This window comes from Nonomuraea cypriaca (assembly GCF_015645445.1).
GTDB lineage: Bacteria > Actinomycetota > Actinomycetes > Streptosporangiales > Streptosporangiaceae > Nonomuraea > Nonomuraea cypriaca.
In genome coordinates this window covers 1-23150 of the sequence record NZ_JADOGI010000027.1, presented here as the reverse complement: position 1 = coordinate 23150, position 23150 = coordinate 1, and the positions used below count along the sequence as shown (strand labels likewise).

The window sequence follows — 23150 nt, the reverse complement described above, 5'->3', positions numbered from 1 at the left end:
ACCGGTACCAGGCAGATCGGCGGCCGGTCCGGCACACTGGTGGCATGGGGGCAGGGGAGTTCGGACAGGCGGTGCGCCGCTGGCGCGACCGGGTCGCACCGGAGGACGCCGGGCTGCCCACCGGAGGGCGCCGGCGCGCGGCCGGGCTGCGCCGTGAGGAGCTGGCGCTGCTGGCCGGGATCTCCGTCGACTACGTCACCCGCCTCGAACAGGGCCGCGCCTCCAACCCGTCGGCGCAGGTCGTCGAGGCCCTGGCCAGGGCCCTGCGGCTGTCGGCGACCGAACGGGCCCACCTGTTCGGGCTGGCCGGGCTGGCGCCGCCGGGGCCGGAGACGGTGCCGGAGCACATCACCCCGAGCGTCCAGCGACTGCTGGACAGACTGACCGGAGCAGCCGTCGCGGTCTACGACGCGGGCTGGACGCTGCTCATGGCCAACCCGCCGTACGCGGCGTTGATGGGTGATCCGTCCGGGTGGCGGGGCAACGAGCGCAACGCCGTGTGGCGTCTTTTCCACGGTCTGCGGAGCCGGGCCAGGTTCTCGCCGGAGTCCCTGCCCGAGTTCGAGTCCGCGCTGGTCGCCGACCTGCGCACGGCCGCCGGGCGCTACCCGGCCGACCAGCGGCTACGGCGGCTGGTCGCGGAGCTGCGTGCGGGCAGTGACCGGTTCGCCGAGCTGTGGGACACCGGCGCCGTCGGCCGCCACGAGGCCGCGCGCAAGACCATCGACCATCCGCAGGTGGGCCCGGTGGCGCTGGACTGCGACATCCTCACGGTGTCGGGCAGCGACCTGCACATCATGATCTACACGGCCGAGCCGGGCACCGAGGACGCCGAACGCCTCGCCCTGCTCACCGTGCTCGGCACCCAGGCCCTCACCGCGCACTCGTCATAGCAGGGTGCCGCCTGAGGCGTCGAGCCAGTGGCCGGTCACCCACCGGCTGTCGTCGGAGGCGAGGAAGGCCACCGCGCCGGCGACGTCCTCGGGCGTGCCCACGCGGCCCATGGGCGACAGTGACGACACCCAGGCCAGCGCGTCCCCGACGAGCCTGCCCTGGTGCATGTCGGTGTCGATCACGCCGGGCGCCACGGTGTTGACGGTGATCGCGCGTGGTCCGAGCTGCTTGGCCAGCGTCGAGGTGAGCACGTCGAGCGCGCCCTTGGACATGGCGTAGCTGATGGACGCGGGCATGGCCGAGCCGCGGGTCAGCATGGTGGAGATGTTGATGATCCGGCCACCGTCGCGCAGGCGCGGCAGCGCGAGCTTGGTGACGAAGAACGGGGCGGTGGCGTTGACGGCGAAGATCCGCTCGAACTGTTGCCTGGTCACGGCCTCGATGCCGGGCTCGTCGTTGAGTATGCCGGCGTTGTTGACCAGGATGTCCAGTCCGTCGGCTCGCGCGTCGAAGGCGGTCCACAGGCGTTCGGCGTCCCCGGGCGTTCCCAGTTCGGCCTGCAGGACGAAGGCCTGCCCGCCTGCCGCCTCGATCGCGGCGGCCGTTTCCTTGGCCGCCCGCTCGTGGCCGCCGTAGTGAACAGCGACGCGGGCGCCCTCCTGCGCCAGGCGGCGGGCGATGGCCTGGCCGATGCCCCTGCTCGCGCCGGTGACGAGTGCGGTCTTGCCGTTGAGTGGGTTCATGGTGTCTTTCCGGTGGTCACTGGGAGAGGAGGCGGACGGGGGTGACGTGCCGGTGGTGTGCGACGACGTCGAACCAGCCGCCGAACGTGCCGCCGGACAGGTGTTCCGCCGGGTCCTGGGCGGGGCCGATCAGCCGGGTCCTGGCCGGGGCGTCCAGCCAGGCGCGTACCGCGTCGGGGCGTTCGGCGCGCAGGTTCAGCAGGAACGCGTCGAGGCCCGCGGCGCTCAGCGGCGTCTCGGCGAAGTCCGCCGGCGGGGCGGGGACCGGCACAGGCAGCGTGCCGTCCTCGAAGGTCAGTCCGATCGACAGGTACGCGGGCCCGAAACGCTCGCGCAGGTGACCGCCCAGGCTGCCGGGGGAGTCCCTCGTGTGCGCGATCCCGCCCCAATAGACGATCTTGTCTCCGGAACGTTCGTGCCACCCGATCGTGTCGTCGGCCAGGCGTCTCTCCAGGTCCTCGCGGGCCGGCGCGGCCTGTCCTCGCACGTCGGCGAAGCGGACCTGGTCGTGCGGGTGCCGCTCGTTGTGGGCGCGCATCCATGACACGACGCCGAGGATCTCCTCCGTCCGCCAGAACGGCCGCGCCTCGGCCAGCGCCGCCCGCGGATCCCCGCGACCGGTGCTCACATACGCGTCGAGCCCGACCCGTACGGGATCGTCGCCTTCGAGGGCGAGGGAGCGGAATCCCCGTTCTTCGACCAGGAAGCGCAGGATCCGGTGGGCGATCGCCGACAGCTCGTGCGCCTGGCGGGTCGAGGCGCCCACGGTCACGACGGCGGCATCGGCGGCCAGGTCCCGCAGCGGCAGCAGGTCGCCGAGCGGCGCCTGGGGATCCAGCGTGGTCAGTGGCCAGGCGTGACGCCTGATCCACTGGGATACGGTCTCGTTCACCGGGGTCTCCCTCGTTCTTCGTACGGCCGGTTCGCGAACCAGGCTCGTTGTTGAACAAAGGTTCAAGTCAAGTCCGGGCAGCCTGTGAAGGTCTTGCCTTCTGTCTGGGATCGATCAGCGACCATGAAGAAGACATTGGCACTCGCCGCCGTAGTCGCCGTGGCCTTGGCCTCATGCGCGACCTGCGCGTGCGCCACATGGTGGAGGCGTGCGAGCAGGTCGGTGTCGAGCTGGGCGCTCTCGACCGAGCTCTTCTCGACGGGCTGGCCAACTGGGAGTCCTACCAGGCGCAGGTACTCACCGGCCTGATCCACCGCGCGTACGAGGCCGGCCGCGCCGCCCGCACGGGGTCCCAGCGATTACGTACCTGTCACCGGCCGCCGCAGCCGAGATGGTGACCATCGATCCCACCGACATCGCCTTACTGACGTGCGTCCTGGCCGACCACCAGCGCGTCGAATAGACGCTGCCGCCGGCATTGGCGACGGCTCTCGGACACGACGGACCAGTCCGCGTGCAAGCCCGCCAGCTGTGGGCCCTTCTCGACCAGGCGGACCCCGAGCTGGTCTACGACCTGGACCGCACCGAGGACGCCACGCCCGAGCGGATGGACACGCAGGCCCATCACCGCCTCGAGGCCACCTTCTACCGGCAGGCACCCCTGACCGCAGCGGCGATGAACGCCCTGATGGACGCAGAGTCCGTCCTCCGGCAGGCCGAGGACGGCGCCTGATGACCATCGCTGATCACATGGTCGTCGAGTAGGGGTGCCCGTAAGAAACGTGTCAGTGACTGAGCCCCAAACGAGCGTGATCGCGGGGCCAACGACTTGAGGCCGGTGTCGTCAAGAAGGGCGAGCCCGGTTGCACCGGTTATGTCGGGGGTCGAGGAACGACCGGACAGCCACTAGCGGTACGGGCTGTCGAGCAGGTCAGGGCGGTGCACGACCAAACGGTGTTGAGTCAGCTTTCGACTCGAACAGGCGTCACAGCCCGGCGCGACAACGCGATCTTGAGTGTTTCCGCAGGTCGCGGTGACCATATGTGCCATGATCCATCTCACCGCTAGTGGCTGCCCCCTCGTTCCTCGCCCCCGGTATCGGCGCTAACCCGATGGACGAGGCGGCTCAGGCGATGCGATAGTCCCGCCGTGAGCACAACAGCCTTCCCCGCACCCGTCTCGCTGGCCGACGGCCTCGTCCTGCGGCAGGCGCAGCCGGCAGACCTCGACCAGATCGGCGCGCTGCTGGCCGAACGCGGTGAACCGGCCGACGCCCTCGACCACCGGTTGGTCGTCACAGATCGCGACGCCGGATGGCCTGCCTGCGCCGTGGTCGTCGACGGCGACCGGGTCGTCTCCACCGCGACGCTCCTGGACGAGGACGTACGCATTGGCAGCATCCACCTGCCTGCGGGCCAGGTCGAACTGGTGGCCACCGACCGCGCATACGAAGGGCGCGGACTCGTACGGGCGCTCATGCGGTGGGCACACGAGCGCTCCGCCGCCCGCGGCCACGTCATTCAGACGATGATCGGGATCCCGTACTTCTACCGGCTGTTCGGCTACGAGTACGCCATCGACATACCGCCGGCGCTGACCGTGCACACCCGACCGCCCGGCGAGGCAACTTCCGGGCTCCGCGCCGCCCGGCCCGCCGATATCCCCGCCATGACATCCCTGCAGGAGGCGGCCCAGAACCGGTTCGACGTGGCCATGCCGCACTCGCCGGCACGCTGGCGATGGTTGCTGGCCCACGAGGCGAGCACCCTGTGGGTCCTCGAGCGCGCCGACACCGTCATCGCCACCGGACGCACCACGCCCCCCGGCCACGAGGTGCTCCTGGCCGAGGCCACCGCACTGGATGAGGCGGCGGCACGGGATCTGCTCCGCGGCGTCGCCGCCCTGGAATCCAACGGCCAGGTGCGGGTCGTCCACCGGTCCGGCACGGTGACCGCCACCGCCTGGCAGGAGTTTCTCCACCACGAACCGCGCAAGCAGGCGGAGCAGTACTACGTCCGCGTCCCGGACGTCGCGGCACTACTCGACCGGCTGCGGCCGCTGCTCTGGCACCGCCTCACCACAGCCGGGATCGATCGCACCGACCGCGACATCGTCATCTCCACCTTCGGCGCCCACCACCGGATCCCGGTGCACGCCGACGGCCTCGGCGAGGTCGTCACCGGCGGCGTCATGCAGGGGCCCGGAGCCGTGGGAGGCGCCGCAGCGGCGCCCGACCACTTACCAGCCCTGCTGTTCGGCCCGCACGGAATCGAGGGGCTGACCCGCGTCCGGCCCGACGTCTACGCCGGGGATGAGGAACTGTTCCAGACACTCTTCCCGCCGCTCACCGCCGATGTACTCAGCTACTACCTGCCGTACTGACGGGAACGCGTACCGACGGGCTCCAAACGGCTGATCACCCTCATTGAGGGAGGCTGCGGAAATCGACCGAGTCGCGGCCCCCGCCTACTGCGCGGCCCCCGCCTGCTGCGCGGCCCCCGCCTGCTGCGCGGCCCCCGCCTGCTGCGCGGCTGCCGCCGGCGCGGCCTGACCGACTCCGGCCCTGGCCGTCGGGGACGGCGCGAAGGGCCTGTGAAAGGCTGAACGCGGACGCCTGGCCTGGCCCGCCACCGGCGGGACCTTGGCGAATACACCGTGACGCTGAGCACCGCAGGACACGCTCGAGCTGCTGGTGGCCGGCCGCCACAGGGATGGCGTCGTGGCGGCGCTGGATCTCGCCGACGACGGCCGGATCGACCGCTGCCAGCCGATCCGCTCAGCGATCACCGTCGCCGGCATCCACGGATCGAGCTTGAGCTGAGCACGGATCTGCGGCTCCACCGCGTCCGCGATCGAGCCCGTGCCCGGCCGCTCGTACTTCGGCACCTCCACCGCACGCACCGCCCGCCGGACAGTGTTCTTGGAGATACCCATCAACCGCGCGATGGCCTTGATAGGCATCTTCTCGGCCCGGTGCAGACGGCGGATCTCCGCCCAGTCATCCACTGTGATCACATCCCTTTCTGTCACTCCTGGTGACGAAGGGGGTCAGTTTTCACGCGCTGTCTGGGGGTCAGTTTTGCAAGCTCGCCGACACTTGCCCGTCCTGCCTGTGACCGGATCCCCATCTGGGCCATTCGGCACGGCTCTTGTTCATGTTCGGCACCAGTCCTTTCGCCCGCCGACCGACGACGGCCTGACCGAGAGGGCACCGCAGTGTCCGCCGATGAGCTGCCCGAGACCCGATGCCGGCCATGGGCGGGGTGTCTTGAGGCCGGCATGATCCGGGGGATCGTTACGCGCCGGGCCGGGGGCGGTCACTCCACCCACTCTTTGCCCGAATCGAGGGTGCCGCCTGTCGTGATGTAGCGGCCGGTGAGGGGATCCAAGCGGCGGAACTGTGCTGTCACCTTTGCCCGATACCAGGCTGGTTTACCATCCTCTCCCGGGGAGTATCTGGCGGCGACGCTGGGTCCGGTGGGGCCCCAGGCGCTCGTGCCCGTCGTGCCCTCGCTGATGCCTTGCCTGCGCCAAATCCACGCGTTTCGGGATGCGTCCCATCGCTCCACGTTCACGACGACCTGGGCCCGTGTGACCTTTACGGTGGCGCAGTCCCCCTCGAACACGAGGGCCGTGCCCCACCCCTCGTCCAACGAGAAGAGGCCGGGTCGGCGGTGGTCGATGCCCGCCTCGGCTTTGACGCAGTACGAGGGGCCCCTGGGCCACGACGTTGGTAAATATCGTGTACGCCTGCGCCGGTTGTGGCACCGCGGTTGTCAGCAGCAGCGCGAAGAGTGCGGATAGCGGGCTAAGGAGCAGGGCTTTTCGTCTGGACATGGTGTCTCCGTCAGGTCGTCATGGTTACGGGGTGATGGAACCCAGGGGTGGTCGTCCCGGCGGCGCGGGACCGTTCACACCTGTGCGCGGGAAGGACTAATCCCGTGTCTGGAATCGGAAGAAGGGCCTCCGATTTCCGTAGTGCTGCTGGACTGCCGCCAGATCACGACCGGGTACTCGGGCGGTCGAGCAGTTCCATCCGCCATCCAGCCCTCTGCTGTCGTCCGCCTCGTGGATTCGGCTGAGAGCGTGTCGGCCATGATGGCCTGGACGCTTGCCTGCACGGCCGGACCGCTGTCCCATGACCAGCAAGCGTGAAGGACCACGACGTCAGCTGCAGCGCCCAAACATCTGCACGTAGGTCAGGGCCGGGATGGTGGACCCGGCGTCCGGATCCGCGCTTCCCCAGGCCACCTTGGTGTACATCTCCTCGAAGGTCGGGTTGAGGATGGTGTCGCGGTGCAGCTTGCTGTTCATCCACCACGTGACGGCCGCCCGGGGTGTGACAGAGGCGCTTCCCCATCCCACGTAGGCGTTCTCCGCGATGGAGAACGAGGCGCAGCGGCGACCGTAGCCGAGGGCTTGGGCACGGCTGAGCGGGGTGGATCCAGTCTGCGGATTGATGTGCGGGTCGCACTTGGTGGGGTCGTTCTTCATGGGGCGGCAGTTCTTACCCGGCTCCACGTCTCCCCACCAGCGCAGCTTGACGGCTTCTGCGGCGTGCCTGGCTGAGGCGCTGGAGAGTGCGGGGGTTCCCTTCAGCCGGAGAAACCTCTGCAGCGGCCGTAGGTTGGCCGCGGCTCGTTCGGCGTTGACGAGACACATAACTGCCGGTTCGACTTTGATGGCCTGAATCAGGAAGGCGCCGCGTCCCTGCTTGGTGTCGGGGAATGCGGATTTAGGCCGGTAGACGATATCGATGTTCTTGCACGTTCCAGCGCCTTTCAGCGGTGGAGCCGCGGCGGCTGCCGGCTGTACCAGCGAAACAGCGCCGGTCAGGCCCAACAGGAGGGCACCGGTCACGGCGACGGCAGCCTGCCGACGGCGTGACACAGCGCTCTTGGGCACGAGCCGCTGCTGGTTGCGGGAGAACGGTAAGAGGCTGCTCAGGGCCTCGGCTTCGGTGACTGCGAACCGAGTGAGGATGGTGCAGTTCATCGCGATGCGTTTCATGATTTTCTCCTTGGTGTCGTATCCCGGTCGACCCCGCGCTCGCCGGACCCACATGGTTTGACGGAGCGTGCAGAACGAGTTAGGCCCGCAGGCCTTACGCGTTATTGATAGGGCTCCGGGGTCGGGCATCACCTGATCACCCCTTGCACCGGCATCGTTAAGGCAATGTGCAAGCGCGCGCTCTTCGCCAGGTGTCCCCTTCCAGAAGTCGGTCCGGTGCCGTCGAATGAGGCCTGCCATGGTCAGGGTGCCGACGGCCGGCTGAATCGTTCGGTTCGTGGTGCCACTCACGCGGTGTACGTGACGAGCGCCGTGGAGTCTCCCGGCGGGAAGGCAGGGTCAGCGTGGGGAGAGGTAGATGGTCTTCCAGGCGGGGTTGCCGGCGGTGCATTGGATGGACGGCTCGCCGGCCCGGCGCTCTGCGCATACCTTCAGCTCGACCTGGTACACCCGGTGGTTGGTGAAGGAGAACTTCTTCGGTGTGCGATGGGCGCGGGTGCGTGCGTGATGCCGCTTCCAGGTCACCTTGTTGCCGGCCGGGTTGACCGTGGCGATGTTGAACACCGCCCATCCGCAGGTGGACGACGCGCGGGTGAGGTCGGAGATGGTGCCGGACACGGTCAGTGTGGCGGCGGACGGGATCACTTCGTGGTCCTCGCCGGTCGCGGTGATGGTGCCGAGTGTCTTGGCGCGCTTGGCGCCGGGCGAGTAGTAGGGTCCCCAGGCCGGCGGCGCGGCGGCGGCTTGGCCTGCACGCCCGGAACCGGCATCGAGCTCATCGGAGGCGGCGACTGGTTAGGCCGCGCCGGTTCGGCGCGGATGTGGATGCGTACGAGACGATCTTGTTGACGGTTCTCATGAGGCAGGTCCCTTCAACGAGCGTGATCGGATCGCTTCGGCGAGCAGCCCGGCGCCGAGCGGGACGGCGCCGAGGAGATAGGGAGCGCCCGGGTCACCGGTGAGCGTGCCGAGCAGCGCGGCCACTGCGGCGATCACGCCGGCCGCCGCCGGTATCAGCCCGGCGCGGCCTGCCGCGTACGCCAGCCCCGCCACGCCGGCGGCGGCGGCCCAGAGCAGGGCGAGCAGCGTGACGGCATGCGGCGCCAGGTCGCCGGCCGCTCTGAGTGTCGCCTCCACCGTCCCGGCCGACGCGACGACGCCCAGCAGCGCCATGGCGACGGCGGCGGGCGCGCGGGCGCTGCCGGCCGCCGGGCCGGCCAGGTCCCGGTACACCAGCGCCGTCGCCGCCACGGCGAGCCAGGCGCCGGCGGCCCAGAGGAGGTCACAGGATGCCGGGTGTGTCATGGACCCGGCGAGACAGATCGGCCCTGAGGCCATCAGGCCGAGTCCGCTGACCATCCGTGTCCGCATGGCGGCCAGGATGGGTGGGCCCGCGTCCCGCCGTCACGGGACATCCGTCCCGGCCGGTCCGGGAAACCATCCGGCTTCGTGCGGGCCGCGAGCCCGGCCTTGAGCCCGATGGCGGCCGGAGCCGGGCCCAGCCCATCGTGGAGGTCGCGGCGCAGCCGGCGGCGCTCGTCCTCCCGGGAGGCCACCACCTCGGCACGCGACCTGATCAGGTCGTCGTGCAGCCGTACCGCCTGCAGCCGGGTGCCGAGCCGGGTGAGCGCGCTCGCGGGGTCGTGGCGGTCGCCGTACATCACCCGGTTGACCGTACTCTGCGCGAGGTTGCGCAGCGGCGCCAGCGCGAGGGCCGCGCCCGCCGCGGTGAGCGCGGCGGCCATCGTCTGCGACAACCTCAGCCCGCCGGCCAGCAGCGCCACGACGGCCACGTAGCCGACGACCAGGATCGCGACGACACTGGCGTACACCAGTGACCGGTTCGCGTCTCGATAACGTTCGTTTCTCGACAAGATCACCCGAGGTGTTCCGGGGTCGGGGAACCCAGGAGCGGCCGTTGGCGGTGAGAATGATCTTGCGCGAAGCGTGACGACCGGTTCCGGTATGTGATCGCTTAAGGGTTCTACCCGGAGGTTTCTGGCCCGTGGATGATGCGGTGGATGGTGGAGCGTCCGACGCTGTACTCGGTGGCCAGGTCGGCCAGGGACACCTCGCCCGCGGCGTATCGTCGGCGGATGGAGCGTCGGGCGGGTTCGGGCAGTTTGGGTTGCTTGCCCTTGAGCTTGCCGTTCTTCTTGGCCAGGGTCATACCCTCACGGGTCCGCAAGTGCCCGAGGTTGGCCTCGAACTCGGCCACCATGGCGAGGGTCTGCAGGAACAGCCGCCCGAACGGGTCGGTCCAGTCGTAGACGTTGGCGTTCAGGCCGAACAGGACGCCGCGTCCGGACAGGCCGGTGAGGATCTCGTTGGCCTCGGCCATGTTGCGGGCGAACCGGTCGAACTTCGTCACGGTGAAGATACTTCCGTCCCATACGGCGGCGAGGGCCTGGTCGAGGCCGGCGCGGTTGCGGCGGGTGGTGCCGGAGAAGCCGCGGTCGATGTAGATCCGGTCTTCGGGGACGCCGAGGGTCAGGAGTTGCTCGGTCTGGATGATCACGTCTTGCTCGTCGGTTGAGCAGCGGGCGTAGCCGACGCGGGTTCCGTTCAGGCCCTCAAGTGTTCTGGATAGCCCCTTCACCGGAACAGTACGCGGAACACCTATACGGAACACCCTGACTGGGGAGCTCTCCCGCCCGGGCGGTGTTCCGGTGGTTGGTTGGTGAGGCTGGCAGGCCATCCGCGTTCGAGGAGGCCGATGACCACGTCCAGGGTGCGGCGGGCGTCGGCGGTGGCGGCGGCGAGGTCGGGTATCTGCAGGACGTAGCGGGCCAGGAGCCGGGCGGTGAGGTCGTCGGCGCGCAGCGCGGCCTCTTGAGCGATGGCGGTGGTGAGCGGTTCCTGGGCCACGATCCAGGAACGCAGCGCGTAGTCGCGCAGTTCCGGGGTGGCGCGGATGAGGTCGAGCACGCATTGCTCATCGGGCGTGGGGTTCGCCTCGAACGGGCCGCGCCCGGCCATGTGGTCGTGCAGTGCTGCGAGCACGCTCTGCCCGGGCCGGCGGAAATGGACGGTACGGACGAGAGCGGCGATGTGGTCGCTGCGGTCGCCGGGGAAGACCAGGCCGGCCTTGCCGTCGGGGAAGTAGGTGAACAAGGTCGCGATCGAGGTGCCGGCCGCCTCGGCGATCTCGCGGACCCCGACGTTGTCGTAGCCACGCACGGTGAACAGCTCCACTGCGGTCTCGGTGATGGCCTGCCGGGTGGCGGCCTTCTTGCGTTCGCGTAGCCCCGGCGGGCGGGCCGGTGACGGCGGCGCCGAGGAGGAGGATGGGGCCGTGCAGGGCGGGGGATGCGGCGTGGCGTGCAGTTCGGGTGCCGGCCAGCCGTGGGTGAGCAGGGTGAAAGCGGCATCGAGCTCGGCGTGCAAATCACCGGGCTGCCAGGGCTGGGCGCGATCCAGGACGAACCGGGCCACCGCGCGGGCGGCGATGTCGGCGCGCGGGGTGTCCGGCCCGGCCTGGCGGATCGCTTGGGCCAGTTCTTCTTCGTGTCGCCGCCACATGCGGCGGGCGTAGTCGCTCAGCGCCGGGGTGCGGGCGATGAGGTCGAGGAACGCGGCCGTGCGCGGATCGGCGGAACCCTCGCAGGCGCGGGTCAGCAGCCAGGCCCGCAGGGCCTGCAGGACCGATGTTCCCTGCGGGCGGTCACCGACCGCGGAGACAAGGCTGGCCTGGACGTCGTCCTCCTCGTCGAAGACCAGGGCCTCCTTGGTCGGGAAGTGCTTGAACAGCCCGCTCATCGACACATCCGCCGCCTCGGCCACGTCCTTGATCGCGACCTGATCGAAGCCGCGCTCCAGGAACAGCTGCAGCGCGGCGTCGGCGATCGCCTGCCGGGTGCGGGCCTTCTTGCGCTCTCTGCGCCCCATGGTGGCCTCGGTCATGCCCCCCAGTCTAACGGCACCTGCCGGAACAACTCTTTCAGTGGAGCTGTTATGGTTTCGAAGTGACAGCACGAGTGTGCTGGTTCTTGTTTTTTTGGGGGTGATCGGTCATGGCCGACACGGCCGACACGGCGGACACGCCCGTCCCGCAGGCGCCCGCGCCGGCCGGGGCGCTCGATCGGGATGATCCTGTTCGGGGTCATGCTGGCGATGCTGCTCGGAATGCTCGACAACCGCGCTGCTGGGCCTGGGCGTGGGCGGCCTGATGGTGGGGGGCGTTCTCGATCATCGGCGCGCTGGTGCCGCCCCGGGAGCGGGGCCGCTACCAGGGGATGACCGCGGTGGTCATGGCGATCGGCACCATCGGCGGACCGCTGCTGGGCGGAGTGATCTCCGATTCCCTCAGCTGGCGGTGGGCGTTCTACATCAACATCCCGCTGGGCCTGCCGGCCTTCGCCTGGTGCGCGGCGCTGCTGCACCTGCCCGCCACCCGCCGCAACGTCACGATCGACTACGCCGGGATCGCCTCACTGGCGGTGGCCATCGGGGCTGTGGTGCTGGCGGCGACCTGGGCCGGCGTCCACTACGCCTGGCTCTCCGCGCCGATCCTCGGCCTGACCGCGCTGGCCGCGGCCGCGCTGGCGGTGTTCGTGGCGGCCGGGCGGCGGGCCGCCGACCCAGTGATCCCGCTGCACATGTTCCGCCGCGGCAACTTCATCCTCGCCTCGGTGCTGTCGCTGGTCACCGGCGTGGTCTTCGGCGCCCGGTTCACCCGGGCCCTGAACGGCCGGACCCCCGCGACGGGCCCCGCGTACCTGGATGCGGTCGCCCATGGCACCGGCCGGATCTTCCTGGCCGTCGCCGTCACCACCGCCGCCTGGTTCGCCCTGTCCTGGCTGATCAACGAAGTCCCGCTGCGCAGCCGACCGCCCAAGCCCGCACCCGCCCCGTCCGAGCCGCGATGACGCCGTGACCACCACCCGTCCGTAGGTGCGTCCACCGCCGAGTACGGCCCACATGCCCAGGTCAACGGGCCGGGCCGGACGACCGAGTTCTTCGCCGTCGGCCGGTGACTTCAACGGCGCCGCGCAGCCCCGTCCACTCCTCGACCCGGAGAAACGCCATGACCACGCCGCTTCGGCGCACCGTCCAGCCCCGGCCCGGCCTCGACCTCGTCCTGCGCGAGGCCGGCCGCGGCACCCCGATCCTCCTCCTGCACGGCGCCCACGGCCCCGGCAGCATCACCCCCGTCATCGACCATTTCTCCCCTCGCCACCGGGTGCTGGCGCCCGTCCACCCGGGCTGGGACGACACCGCACGGCCCGGCGACCTCGACTCCGTGGCCGCCCTCGCCGCGCTCTACCTGGACCTGCTCGGCCACCTCGACCTGAGCGACGTCACGGTCCTCGGCACGTCCTTCGGAGGCTGGGTCGCCGCCCAGATGGCCGTGGACGACCGCCACCACCAGATCTCCCGGCTCGTCCTCATGGACGCCATCGGACCGGTGGTGCCCGGCCAGTCGCTCACCCTGCCCAGCGGGCCTCTCCCCGCCGGCCCCACACCCGCACCCGCAGCCGCCACACCGGCACCGCGCAACGGGCCGCCCCCGCAGACCATGACTGCCCTGCGCGCCTACGCCGGACCTCACCTGCAAGACCCCGGCCTGCTGCCCCGCCTGGCCGCCTTCACCCGCCCCGTGCTGGTGGCCTGGGGCGAGAACGACCAGGTGGTGACCCCTGCCTACGGGCGGGCGTACGCGGCCGCGCTCCCGCACGCGCAGTTCGAACTCATCCCCGGCGCTGGACACCTGCCCATCCGCGAGGAACCCGAGGCCACCTTCGCCGCCATCGACCGCTTCCTGGCATAACCGGCCCAGCCACCAGCGGCCGGACCCGACCAATCCGGCCGCAATCCGGCCGCCCAGTCTGAACCGCACCGCCGCTTCGGCCCGAGATGGCTGCCACCGCCCGCACGTTCTGCACCCGCACGTCCAGCAAGGAGCACCGTCATGACCACTGCACACCGCCCCATCGCGATCATCGGCGCCGGCCTCGGCGGCCTGACCCTGGCGCGCGTCCTGCACACCTGCGGCCTCCAGGCGGCGGTGTTCGACCTGGAAGCCGGCCGGCACGTCCGCACCCAGGGCGGCATGCTCGACATCCACGAGAACAACGGGCAGATCGCACTGCACGCCGCCGGCCTGTACGAGCCATTCCGCACGATCATTCATGAGGGCGGAGAGGAGATGCGGCTGCTGGACCACCACGCCGACGTCGTCCTGCAGCAGCCTGACGACGGCACGGGCGGGCGCCCGGAGGTCGATCGCGGCCGGCTGCGCGACCTGCTGCTGGACTCCCTGCCCGACGGCATGATCCGCTGGGGCGTCAAGGCCACCGGCGCCCGCCCGCTGGGCGACGGGCGTCACGACGTGACCTTCGCCGACGGCTCCACCATCACCGCCGATCTGCTGGTCGGCGCCGACGGCGCCTGGTCGAAGATCCGGCCGCTGGTCTCCGCGGCGCACCCGGCCTACACCGGCATCTCCTTCGTCGAACTCGACCTGCTCGAGGCCGACACCCGCCACCCCGACAGCGCCGACCTCATTGGTGGCGGCTTCTTCATCGCCCTGGACGGGACGCGCGGCATCCTCGCCCACCGAGAAAGCGATGGCAGCCTGCACGTCTACACCGCCCTGCGGACCGAACAGGACCACCTGGACGGCATCGACTTCACCGACACCCCCGCCGCCAAAGCCGCGCTGCTGGCCTGCTTCACCGACTGGGACGCCCGCTTCCAGACCCTCATCACCAACGCCGACGGCCCCCTGACCGCGCGCCGCATCCACGCCCTGCCCGTCGCACACCGCTGGGAGCGCGTCCCCGGCGTGACCCTGCTCGGCGACGCCGCGCACGTCATGTCGCCCTTCGCCGGCGAGGGCGCCAACCTCGCCATGCTGGACGGCGCCGAACTCGGCCAGGCCATCGCCGAGCACCCCGGCGACATCGAGAACGCCCTGGCCGCCTACGAAAAAGCGCTGTTCGCACGCAGTGAGACCTCCGCCGCCGAATCGGCCGCATCCCTGGAGCTGATGTTCGGCCCCAACGCCGTCACCCGGCTGGCCGAGATGTTCACCGGCCAGCCGGGCTGACCACCACCCCGGCCCGCTGCCGGGCCCACCCACGCCCCGGGCCGCCCGGCCCGGCGGCCACCATCCCCGCAATCCGATCTGAAAGGCGCCACACCATGATCAAGATCGCTGTCGTTCTGGCCAGCACCCGCCCCGGCCGTCGCGGCGAGCCCGTCGCGAACTGGGTGCTCAAGCACGCCGGCCAGCGCGAGGACGCCCGATTCGACCTGGTCGACCTTGCCGCGTTCGACCTGCCCGATCTGGACGAGCCGCTGCCGCCGGCCACCGGCCGCTACACCCACGACCACACCAACTCCTGGGCCCGCACCATCGCCGGCTACGACGGCTTCCTCTTCGTCACCCCCGAGTACAACCACTCCGCCCCCGGCAAGCTCAAGAACGCCCTCGACCGCGTCCACGCCGAATGGCACAACAAGGCGGCCGCCTTCGTCTCCTACGGCTTCGATGGCGGTGTCCGCGCCGTCGAAGCACTCCGCCCCGTGCTGGGCGCCCTGCAGGTCGCCGACGTCACCGCCCAGGTCGCGCTCAGCCTGCACCAGGACTTCACCGGCTTCACCGAGTTCACCCCCGCCGACCACCACACGACCGCGCTGGCCACCACACTCGACCAGCTCATCGCCTGGTCCACCGCGCTGGCCACGCTGCGCACCCCCGCCTGAACCACCCTCTCGCCGCCCCAGTCGCGGCGGGCGGCGGGAACCGACACCAACCACCCCGAGACGGGACCGCCTCGCCCGAACCAGCATGACACCACGGCGGACAGGAGCAGCCAGGCCGGGCACGGCGGACGATTCGCCGTGCCCCTGAGGGCCTACACTTCCTCCTCGGTCACGCCGCCGCCGTCGGGGAGGGCGGGGGTGTCAGGGATGTCGCCGAGCCGCCGCAGGCCCTCGGCCGGCGTGGAGGAGGCGATGGCGCGGGGTGGGCCGCCCGCCTCGGGCGAACGTTCACGGCCGTCAGGAAGGCCGATCTCGACCGGCCTCACGCGGTCTCGAGTTTCCTGTGGGCGGCCCTGATCCTCCTGCTCGGACGCGAGGTCGGCGCGTGGACCGTGATCTCGCCGGTGCTCTGCGCGTGGGCGTGGGCATCCTGGCGGCGGGGGCGGTGGTCACGGCCGTCCGCTGGCCCACCCTGCCGTCGGAGAGGAAACGCTGGGCGGGCGCGGTCGTCCCCGCCGTGCTGTTCGTCGCGTACGCCCTCGCGTGATCACCTTGTGTCCAGGCAGCAACGGACGAAGTCCTGGACGACGGGGTTGGCGTCGTCGGCGGGACTCCAGGCCACGCCGACCTGGGTGGGGCTGACTCCGGTGACGGGCCGGTAGATCACCCCGGGACGGGCGTAGAAGCGGGCGGCCGATTCGGGGGCGAGGGCGATGCCGTAACCGTTGGCGATGGCGCTGAGCCATTCGTCCGGTTGGTCGGTGACGGCGCCGACGCGGGCCGGGTGGCCGTCGCGTTCGTCGACGGCCAGCCAGTAGTCCCGCCACCGGCCCGTTTCCGCCGGGGCCGCCACGAACGGCTCGTCCCACAGGTCCATGAAGGCGATCTGCTCGCGTACGGCCAACGGGTGGGCCGTGGGCAGCGCGACGCAGCGCGGCTCGGTGAACAGCACCTCCACGCGCAGGCTGTCCTGGCCGGGGAAGGGCAGCCGCAGCAGGGCGGCGTCGACGTCGCCGTGGGTGAGCCCGGCCGTCGGGTTGGCCCAGGACGCCTGCCGCATGTCGGCCCGCCAGCCGGGCCTCAGGCGGGCGAACTCGGCGATGATGTGCTGGGTGGCCTCGTTGGCGGCGCTGGCCAGGAAGCCGACCCGTAGCACGCGGGCCGCCCGGCGGGCCGCGCTCCTGGTCTCCCGCAGCGTCCGGTCCCATCCAGCCAGCAGGGCGGGCACCTGTGCTGCCAGGGCCCTGCCCGGTTCCGTGAGGACCATGCCGGCCCGGGACCGGGTGAACAGCGTCACTCCGACCTGGGCTTCCAGCTGTTTGATCTGCTTGGTCAGGGCCGGCTGCGACACGTACAGCCATTCCGCGGCGCGGGTGAGGCTTCCTTCCTCCGCCACAGCGGCGAAGTAACGCAGCAGCCGGGTGTCGACATCCATGCCAACAGGTTATAGACGCAGGTATTGGACGCCGAGAACGGGCCTCCACGAGGCTGGAGGTGGTCGAGCGACCGATCGATGAGAGGAGACGTCATGCCCGTTCTGATGATCCGTTACAAGGTGGCCGGGGAAGGCGTCGCGGAGGTCACCGACGCGATCGAGAAGGCTTTCGCGGCCTTCCGCCTGCTCGGCTGAGCGGGGGGCCTGCTCCATGTTCACCGCGTACGCGATCGTCACCGTCGTCACGATCGCGGTCAACGCCTGGGCCGCGATCGCCGACTTCCTCAGGGCCGGGTTCGTCCTCGGCAACATGGCCGAACTGGGGATCCCGCGGTCCTGGCTGCCGCTGCTCGGCGGGCTCAAGGCCGCCGGAGCGGTCGGGCTGCTCCTGGGGTTGCTGGGCGTCGACTGGATCGGCGTCGCCGCCGCGGCCGGGCTCATCCTGTTCTTCCTCGGTGCCATCGCCACGCACGTACGGGCCCGCGTGTACGTGAAGACGGCGATTCCCGGCTGCTTCCTGATCCTGGCCGTCGCGTCCCTCTCCCTCGCCGTCGCCGTCGCGCGCTGAACGCCCTGCGGAATGACCAGGCAGGGGGTGGGTAGCTGCGACTGATGGAGATGAAACACGATCGTGCCGAGACCAACGGCGTGCGGCTTCATTACGTCACCGCCGGGTCGGGGCCGATCGTGCTGTGTCTGCATGGCTGGCCGGAAACACACCGCGAGTATCTGGTCATCATGGAGAGGCTGGGCCACAAGTATCGCTTCATCGCCCCGGACCTGAGGGGGTTCGCCGACAGCGAGAAGCCGTTCAGTGGCTACGAGCCGAAAACGATCGCGGCCGACATGCTGGGCCTGCTCGACGCGGAAAAAGCTGAGCGTTTTCACGTGCTCAGCCACGATCTCGGCGGGCCGTCCGCTGTCGCGCTCGCCTATATGGCGACGGGTCGCGCCCTGTCGCTCGCGACGATCGAAACGCCGTTCTTCGGCCTCGACTACCCGGGTTACGTGGATCCCCGAGTTTCCTATTGGCACCTCGGGATGCACATGAACATGGACATCACGCGTTTTCTCGTCGAGGGGCGCGAAGAGGAGTACTTGCGGCACTTCTTCCGGGATTTCGCCTACGATCCGACTGCGGTGCCGGAATCTGAAATCCAGGCCTATGCCACGCAGATGCGCCAGCCGGGTAACCTGCGCGCCAGTCTCAACCTTTATGGGTTCATTCCGCAGATGGCCGAGCAGACCAAGGAACTGGCCGCAGAGAAGCTGACGGTGCCGATGATGGCGTGGGGCGGCCGATCGTCCTTCGGATCCCACTGCATCGACAGCGCGAAGGCCATCGCGACGACGGCGCAAGGCGGTGTCATCGAGCGGTGCGGCCACTGGGTGTTCCAGGAGCGGACCGACTTCATCTGCGACGAACTGGATCGATTCTGGACCGCGAACGCTCCTACAGGAGCAGGTTGACGACGACCGTGAGCACGATGGACAGCAGGATCGACAGGACGATCATCGCCAGGCAGCCCATCCAGCCGCCCAGGATCCGCACGTCCCAGCTTCCGAACCTCATGCGGACCGCGCCTACCCGAGCGCGCGGCCACCAGATCTCCCGCGGGCAAGTCTTGACCGAAACGTACCGGTGGGAAAGAGCAGCGCGCAAAATCAGTTGCCGGTGCCCCGGACCGGCCAACACGACCCGGCTGCCCGGGGTGACGGCGCGGCAGGGTGACGCCCGGCACCTGCCGTTGCCTGACGCGAGCGTGGACGCGGTCCTGCTGCTGGGCCCGCTCTACCATCTGGCCGAGCGGGCGGATCGGGTGCGGGCCCTGACGGAGGCGGCACGCGCCGTACGGCCCGGCGGCGTGGTTGCGGCCGCCACCATCAACCGCTACGCGGCCGTGCACGACTCGGTCTACCTGGGCCATTACGTGGATGAACGGCAACGGCAGGCCGCGCACAAGGCCATGACGAACGGGATCATGCTTTCCCCGATGCGCGGCTTCACCGCCTACCTCCATGAGCCCGACGAGGTCCCCGGCGAATTCGCCGACGCCGGTCTGCCCGAAGCCCGGCGATACGGGCTGGAGGGCGCCTTCCACCTCTACGGCGATGTCAACGACTGGCTCGACGACCCGGAACGCAGGGCGCTCATGCTCGACGCCCAACGCTCGATGGAGTGCGTGCCGTCACTTCTCGGCGTCAGCGGGCACATGCTCACCATCGCCCGGCGGGGGTAGTCACTTTCCGCTGGAGCTACGCCGGCCCGCGCTTGGCATGATCGTTTGACTCCATGGCGGCCGCCAGGAAGGATGACGCGAATGGCCGACCTCAGCGAACGCGCGAAGAACGCCCTGAAACTGGCGACGCGGGCGGGGCGGCGGCTCGGGCTGGCCGCGCGGGAGCCGCGTGTCCTCTACGACGTGTTCAACGTGCAGGTCCACCTCGCGCCCGACCCGGTCGTGGTGCGCGTCCCTTCCTTGACGTTCTCCTCCGCCGACGAGCAGGCGGCCAGGCAGCGGCGCGAACTGGCCGTGGTGGGCTGGCTGGCCGACCGCGGCGCGCCGGTCGTGCCGCCCAGCCCGCTGGTGCCGCGCGAGCCGGTCGAGTGCGACGACAGGTCGCTGACGTTCTGGGAATACGTGGACGAGCGCGACTCCATCCGCGACGCGCGCCCGGAGGAGCTGGAGGGCCGCTTCGCGGAGCAGACCGGCTGGGTTGCCGAGCTGCACCGCCTGATGGCGGATTGCCCCGTCGAGCTGCCGGTGCTGACCCCGCTGGTGCCGGGGGTCGAGCAGCTGCTGTCCCGGCTGCGCGCGCACCGGCCGGAGCCGCTGACGGCGGCCGATCTGGACCGGGCCGAGCGGGAATACGCCGTGGCCGAGACGCTCGCCGGTGACCTGACCCGCTACTTTCCCGGAGCCCGGCCGCAGACGCTGCATGGGGACTCGCCGCCGTACAACGTGCTGCTGACGGCGCACGGGCACCTTTTCGGCGACTTCGAGGACGTCACGCGGGGGCCCGTCGAGTGGGACCTGGCCGGGGCGGGACCGCGCGCCGTCGAGGAGTACGAGCGGGCGGGCGGCAGGCGGGTGGACCCCGAGCTGCTGGCGTGGATGGAGCGGGCCAGGCTGCTCCAGGCAGTGGCGGCCCTGGCGCTCGCCACCCAGATGCCGGAGCTGGGCCCGATGCTCGAACCCCTGCTCGCGCAGTGGCGCGAGCACCCGCCGCTCACGCTGGAGAAGACCGGCTGACGTCCTCGCGGCGACCAGCGGGACGCGCGGGCGGGCCGGGGCCGGGCTACGGTGAGGGGCACGGACAGGGAGGAGGAGGCGGTGCGGAGCAGACTGCCTGCCGCGCTGGTCTTCCTGCTGTCCTGGTTCCTGCCGGCGACGATCCTGCCCGCGACCTCCCCGCACACCGCCGCGGCGACCCAGTCCGCCGTCGTACGCATGGCGGCCGCGTGGGCGCACGACCCGCAGGGGGTACGCCAGGAGCCGCCGCGCGACACCACCATGCGGGCCGGAAACGGCCTGCTCGGCCTGGCCGCCCCGGCCGGGCCCGCCGTGCTCCCCTCCGGGCACCGGCAACCCCGGCCGACGTGGGCCGTCGTCGCAGCCCCCGTGGCCGCCGACGCGCCCGCGGATCGCCGCCCCACGACGGCCCCGGCGCGCGGGCCACCCTCCACAGGGTTCTGAAGTCCCCTTTTCCGCACGTCCGAGCCTGTGGAGGCTTCCATGTCCCGTGCGCCGTTCTGGCGTGCGGTGACGGCGCTCGCCGTCATCGCGATCTCATCAGCCCTGGCCCTCACCATCGCGCCGCGCCTGGGCCTCGACTTACGCGGCGGTACCCAGCTCGTCTTCGAGACGAAGGACTCGCCCACCGTCAAGGCGGACGCCGCCGCCACCGACCGCGCGCTCGACGTGCTCCGCCAGCGGGCGGACGCGCTCGGCGTGGTCGATCCCACCCTGGTCCGCTCCGGCGAGCGGCGGATCATCGTCGAGCTGCCCGGCGTGCTCGACCCGCGCCAGGCCGCCGAGGTCATCGGTAAGACCGCGCAGCTCGCGTTCCATCCCGTCCTGGGCGATCAGGAAGGCGTACGCGACGAGAACGGCGGGCTGCTGACGCTCGGCCCCGCGGCCATCAGCGGCGAGGGCGTGCGCGACGCCGCCGAGCAGAGCGACCCCCAGCGCGGGCCCGGCTGGTGGGTGAGCCTCGACTTCCGCGACGCGGGCGCCTGGCAGCGGCTGACCGGCACCGCCGCCTGCGAGCCGCCCGGCGATCCCAAGCGCAGGATCGCGATCGTGCTGGACGAGGAGATCATCTCCTCGCCGCCGCTCGACCCGTCGGTGCCGTGCCGTACCGGGATCGCGGGCGGGAGCGCCGACATCGCCAGCTCGTTCACCCACGAGGAGGCGCGCGACCTGGCCGTGCTCATCAAGGGCGGCGCGCTGCCCGTCCCGCTCGACCTGGTCGAACAGCGTACGGTCGGTCCGACGCTCGGGACGGCGGCCATCGAGGCCAGCGCCAAGGCGGCGGTCGTGGGCCTGCTCCTGACGGCCGTTTTCATCGTCGCCGTCTACCGCGTGACCGGCCTGCTGGCGGCACTCGCGCTGGCCTGCTACGGCCTGATCTCGTACGCGGCGCTGGTGGCCATGGGCGCGACGTTCACGCTGCCGGGGCTGGCCGGGTTCGTGCTGGCGATCGGCATGGCCATCGACGCCAACGTGCTGGTGTTCGAGCGGGCCAGGGAAGAGTACGCCCAGGCGCCAGGCCGGGGGCTGCGGGCGGCGCTGGAACGCGGGTTCCAGAACGCCTGGAGCGCGATCGCGGACTCCAACGTCACCACGCTGATCTCCGCCGGCCTGCTGTTCTGGCTGGCTTCCGGGCCGGTCAGGGGGTTCGGGGTGACGCTGGCGATCGGCGTGCTGGCCTCGCTCATCTCCGCCATGCTGATCACCCGTGTGCTCACCGGATCCGCCATCGGCAGGATCGGGCCGCGTGCGTCAGGTCTGGGCTCGCCCGGAGCCGTCAGGACCTGGCTGACCCGCAGGAACCTCCGGCTTATGGCGGCCAGGCGGTGGTGGCTGGCGATCGCGGGCGGGCTCGTCGCGGTGGCCGCCGCCGGGCTGGCCGCCCGTGGGCTGAACTTCGGCGTCGAGTTCACCGGCGGGCGGCTCGTGGAGTTCGCCACCGCCCGGCCGATCCCTGCCGACGTGGCCGGCGAGGCCGTGGCGCGCGCCGGGGTCCCGTCGGCGGTGGTGCAGTCGGGCGGCGACGGCGTCTCCGTACGGGCCGCGCGGCTCGGCCTCGACGAGGTGGCCGCGATCGAGCAGGCCCTGGAGCGGCACGGGGGCGAGGTGACCAAGCGGCGCGAGGAGTTCATCGGCCCGAGCCTGGGCGCGGAGCTGCGCCGCAACGCCCTGGTCGCGCTCGCCGTGGCCGTGGCCATGCAGCTGCTCTATCTGGCGGCCAGGTTCAGGTGGACGTTCGGCGCGGCGGCCGTGCTGGCGCTGCTCGCGGACGTGGCCGTGGTGCTGGGGATGTTCGCGTGGCTGGGCAAGCCGGTCGACGGGGTGTTCCTCGCCGCGATGCTGACCATCATCGGGTACTCGGTCAACGACAAGGTCGTGGTGTTCGACCGGGTACGCGAGCTGTGGACGGCCCACCCGGGCAAACCGTTCGGCGACGCGGTGAACGGGGCGATCCTGCAGACGCTCCCGCGTACCGTGAACACCGGCCTCGGCGCGCTGTTCATCCTGGTCGCGCTGATGGCGTTCGGCGGTGACTCACTGCGGGACTTCGCCATGGCACTGGTCGCGGGCATCGTGACGGGCACCCTGTCGTCGGCGTTCGTGGCCGGTCCCGTGGCCATCGCGCTGGCCAGGTTCGACAGGAAGCCGCCGCCCCGGCCCGCCGACCGGCGCGGGCCGCGCCGGCGTGAGGGCTCGGGAGCGGTGGTGTGACATTCCGGCGATGAGTTCCGCCTCCGGACCCGGTCTCACCTTCGGCGCCGCACCGGGACGGCATGGGGGCGGCCTTCGGCAAGTTCCTGGCCAGTAGCGGATTCGGCGACGACGATCAGGCTGCTCCGGCGGGGCCGCCCGGGGGTGGGGTGGCACTCGCCGCCCCACCTGAAGAACCACACCAGATCCCGGACGAGACGTGCGCCCGATCAGGAAGACGTGACCTTCGGCGTGACGCGCATGCCGAAGTAGACGCAGCCGGTGCCGTCCGCGAGGGTCGAGAACACCACGGGCATCCACTCCCCGCTCAACGGCCCGTCGCCGCGGGCGGCGAACACCGTCTTCGACACCGGTACGAGGTCCGCCTCGATGGGCGGGGACATGTCCTTCATGTCGCCGAGGAGCTCGTACACGAGGTGGGGGGTGCCGGCCCGCTCGCTGACGTGGACGGCGACGCCCTCGCGCCGGTAGGTGCCGGTGAGCGGGGCGAAGTCGACGGC

25 protein-coding genes and 2 pseudogenes are annotated in these 23150 nt (G+C 70.8%); 15 read left to right on the top strand and 12 right to left on the bottom strand.

Features of this window, described 5'->3' with window-relative positions:
• The first annotated feature begins 44 nt into the window (after window positions 1-44).
• Complete coding sequence (locus tag ITP53_RS11770) at window positions 45-893, top strand: helix-turn-helix transcriptional regulator (protein WP_195895390.1); 849 nt, start codon at window positions 45-47, stop codon at window positions 891-893.
• Here the strand turns inward: ITP53_RS11770 and ITP53_RS11765 are convergent.
• Together ITP53_RS11765 and ITP53_RS11760 are read right to left on the bottom strand one after the other, a co-directional pair.
• On the bottom strand, window positions 888-1637 hold the full coding sequence (locus tag ITP53_RS11765) for an SDR family NAD(P)-dependent oxidoreductase (protein WP_195895389.1): 750 nt from the start codon (window positions 1635-1637) through the stop codon (window positions 888-890). The two genes, ITP53_RS11770 and ITP53_RS11765, sit on opposite strands and share 6 nt — an antisense overlap.
• A 16-nt stretch (window positions 1638-1653) precedes the next feature.
• A complete protein-coding gene (locus ITP53_RS11760; RefSeq protein WP_195895388.1) occupies window positions 1654-2529 on the bottom strand; it encodes an erythromycin esterase family protein in 876 nt (291 codons plus the stop codon).
• A 173-nt stretch (window positions 2530-2702) separates the two neighbouring features.
• Here ITP53_RS11760 and ITP53_RS11755 point away from each other — a divergent pair, with 173 nt between their 5' ends.
• The 3 genes from ITP53_RS11755 to ITP53_RS11745 all read left to right on the top strand — a co-directional run bounded on the left by ITP53_RS11755 (window position 2703) and on the right by ITP53_RS11745 (window position 4911).
• Window positions 2703-2927 (top strand): hypothetical protein, encoded by a 225-nt coding sequence (locus ITP53_RS11755; RefSeq protein ID WP_195895387.1) that lies wholly within the window; start codon window positions 2703-2705, stop codon window positions 2925-2927.
• Window positions 2928-3043: 116 nt separating this feature from the next.
• Window positions 3044-3262 (top strand): hypothetical protein, encoded by a 219-nt coding sequence (locus ITP53_RS11750; protein ID WP_195895386.1) that lies wholly within the window; start codon window positions 3044-3046, stop codon window positions 3260-3262.
• Between the two features lie 416 nt (window positions 3263-3678).
• Entirely contained in the window at window positions 3679-4911 is a 1233-nt protein-coding gene (locus tag ITP53_RS11745) for a GNAT family N-acetyltransferase (RefSeq protein ID WP_195895385.1), read from the top strand.
• Window positions 4912-5262: 351 nt separating this feature from the next.
• On the opposite strand, the pseudogene ITP53_RS57270 reads toward ITP53_RS11745, so the two are convergent.
• The 7 genes and pseudogenes from ITP53_RS57270 to ITP53_RS11710 all read right to left on the bottom strand — a co-directional run.
• Window positions 5263-5544, bottom strand: a pseudogene (locus tag ITP53_RS57270) (helix-turn-helix domain-containing protein); the annotation flags it as partial.
• Window positions 5545-6696: 1152 nt separating this feature from the next.
• Window positions 6697-7539: a CAP domain-containing protein gene (locus tag ITP53_RS11735; RefSeq protein ID WP_195895383.1), complete on the bottom strand. Its 843-nt coding sequence runs from the start codon at window positions 7537-7539 to the stop codon at window positions 6697-6699.
• 339 nt (window positions 7540-7878) lie between these two features.
• On the bottom strand, window positions 7879-8184 hold the full coding sequence (locus tag ITP53_RS11730; RefSeq protein WP_195895382.1) for a hypothetical protein: 306 nt from the start codon (window positions 8182-8184) through the stop codon (window positions 7879-7881).
• A 210-nt stretch (window positions 8185-8394) separates the two neighbouring features.
• Window positions 8395-8910, bottom strand: a complete 516-nt coding sequence (locus ITP53_RS11725) for a hypothetical protein (protein WP_195895381.1) — start codon at window positions 8908-8910, stop codon at window positions 8395-8397.
• Window positions 8877-9371, bottom strand: coding sequence for a histidine kinase (locus tag ITP53_RS11720; protein WP_195895380.1), 495 nt, complete (start codon window positions 9369-9371; stop codon window positions 8877-8879). Before ITP53_RS11720 ends, ITP53_RS11725 begins: the two co-directional genes overlap by 34 nt.
• Window positions 9372-9523: 152 nt before the next feature.
• The gene (locus ITP53_RS11715) at window positions 9524-10138 is read right to left on the bottom strand and encodes a recombinase family protein (protein ID WP_328814371.1); all 615 of its coding nucleotides are present in this window, start codon (window positions 10136-10138) and stop codon (window positions 9524-9526) included.
• A gap of 20 nt (window positions 10139-10158) precedes the next feature.
• Complete coding sequence (locus tag ITP53_RS11710; RefSeq protein WP_195895379.1) at window positions 10159-11442, bottom strand: TetR/AcrR family transcriptional regulator; 1284 nt, start codon at window positions 11440-11442, stop codon at window positions 10159-10161.
• Between the two features lie 284 nt (window positions 11443-11726).
• Between ITP53_RS11710 and ITP53_RS11705 the strand changes: the two genes are divergently transcribed.
• From ITP53_RS11705 to ITP53_RS11690, 4 genes are all read left to right on the top strand, one after another.
• A complete protein-coding gene (locus ITP53_RS11705) occupies window positions 11727-12407 on the top strand; it encodes an MFS transporter (RefSeq protein WP_328814374.1) in 681 nt (226 codons plus the stop codon).
• Window positions 12408-12565: 158 nt separating this feature from the next.
• Window positions 12566-13309, top strand: a complete 744-nt coding sequence (locus ITP53_RS11700; protein ID WP_195895377.1) for an alpha/beta fold hydrolase — start codon at window positions 12566-12568, stop codon at window positions 13307-13309.
• A gap of 141 nt (window positions 13310-13450) precedes the next feature.
• The gene (locus ITP53_RS11695) at window positions 13451-14590 is read left to right on the top strand and encodes an FAD-dependent oxidoreductase (protein ID WP_195895376.1); all 1140 of its coding nucleotides are present in this window, start codon (window positions 13451-13453) and stop codon (window positions 14588-14590) included.
• Window positions 14591-14685: 95 nt separating this feature from the next.
• The gene (locus ITP53_RS11690; RefSeq protein WP_195895375.1) at window positions 14686-15249 is read left to right on the top strand and encodes an NADPH-dependent FMN reductase; all 564 of its coding nucleotides are present in this window, start codon (window positions 14686-14688) and stop codon (window positions 15247-15249) included.
• A gap of 152 nt (window positions 15250-15401) precedes the next feature.
• On the opposite strand, the gene ITP53_RS11685 is transcribed toward ITP53_RS11690, so the two are convergent.
• Entirely contained in the window at window positions 15402-15575 is a 174-nt protein-coding gene (locus tag ITP53_RS11685) for a hypothetical protein (protein ID WP_195895374.1), read from the bottom strand.
• A 59-nt stretch (window positions 15576-15634) separates the two neighbouring features.
• On the opposite strand from ITP53_RS11685, the gene ITP53_RS11680 reads away from it, so the two are divergent.
• Window positions 15635-15796 (top strand): hypothetical protein, encoded by a 162-nt coding sequence (locus tag ITP53_RS11680; RefSeq protein ID WP_195895373.1) that lies wholly within the window; start codon window positions 15635-15637, stop codon window positions 15794-15796.
• Here ITP53_RS11680 and ITP53_RS11675 read toward each other — a convergent pair whose 3' ends face one another.
• Window positions 15797-16684: a LysR family transcriptional regulator gene (locus ITP53_RS11675; protein ID WP_195895372.1), complete on the bottom strand. Its 888-nt coding sequence runs from the start codon at window positions 16682-16684 to the stop codon at window positions 15797-15799. It lies immediately after the preceding gene.
• A 211-nt stretch (window positions 16685-16895) separates the two neighbouring features.
• Between ITP53_RS11675 and ITP53_RS11670 the strand changes: the two genes are divergently transcribed.
• From ITP53_RS11670 to secD, 6 genes are all read left to right on the top strand, one after another.
• Window positions 16896-17252 carry a DoxX family protein gene (locus ITP53_RS11670; protein WP_195895371.1) on the top strand — a complete coding sequence of 119 codons (357 nt, stop codon included), beginning with the start codon at window positions 16896-16898 and terminating at the stop codon, window positions 17250-17252.
• A 50-nt stretch (window positions 17253-17302) separates the two neighbouring features.
• A complete protein-coding gene (locus ITP53_RS11665) occupies window positions 17303-18154 on the top strand; it encodes an alpha/beta fold hydrolase (RefSeq protein WP_207755862.1) in 852 nt (283 codons plus the stop codon).
• Window positions 18155-18396: 242 nt separating this feature from the next.
• A complete protein-coding gene (locus ITP53_RS11660; RefSeq protein WP_207755861.1) occupies window positions 18397-18924 on the top strand; it encodes a methyltransferase domain-containing protein in 528 nt (175 codons plus the stop codon).
• 81 nt (window positions 18925-19005) lie between these two features.
• Entirely contained in the window at window positions 19006-19938 is a 933-nt protein-coding gene (locus ITP53_RS11655) for an aminoglycoside phosphotransferase family protein (protein ID WP_195895368.1), read from the top strand.
• Window positions 19939-20019: 81 nt separating this feature from the next.
• Window positions 20020-20382, top strand: a complete 363-nt coding sequence (locus tag ITP53_RS11650; protein WP_195895367.1) for a hypothetical protein — start codon at window positions 20020-20022, stop codon at window positions 20380-20382.
• 39 nt (window positions 20383-20421) lie between these two features.
• Window positions 20422-22650, top strand: a complete 2229-nt coding sequence (gene secD, locus ITP53_RS11645; protein ID WP_195895366.1) for a protein translocase subunit SecD — start codon at window positions 20422-20424, stop codon at window positions 22648-22650.
• A 209-nt stretch (window positions 22651-22859) separates the two neighbouring features.
• Here the strand turns inward: secD and ITP53_RS11640 are convergent.
• Window positions 22860-23150, bottom strand: a pseudogene (locus ITP53_RS11640) (serine hydrolase domain-containing protein); the annotation flags it as partial.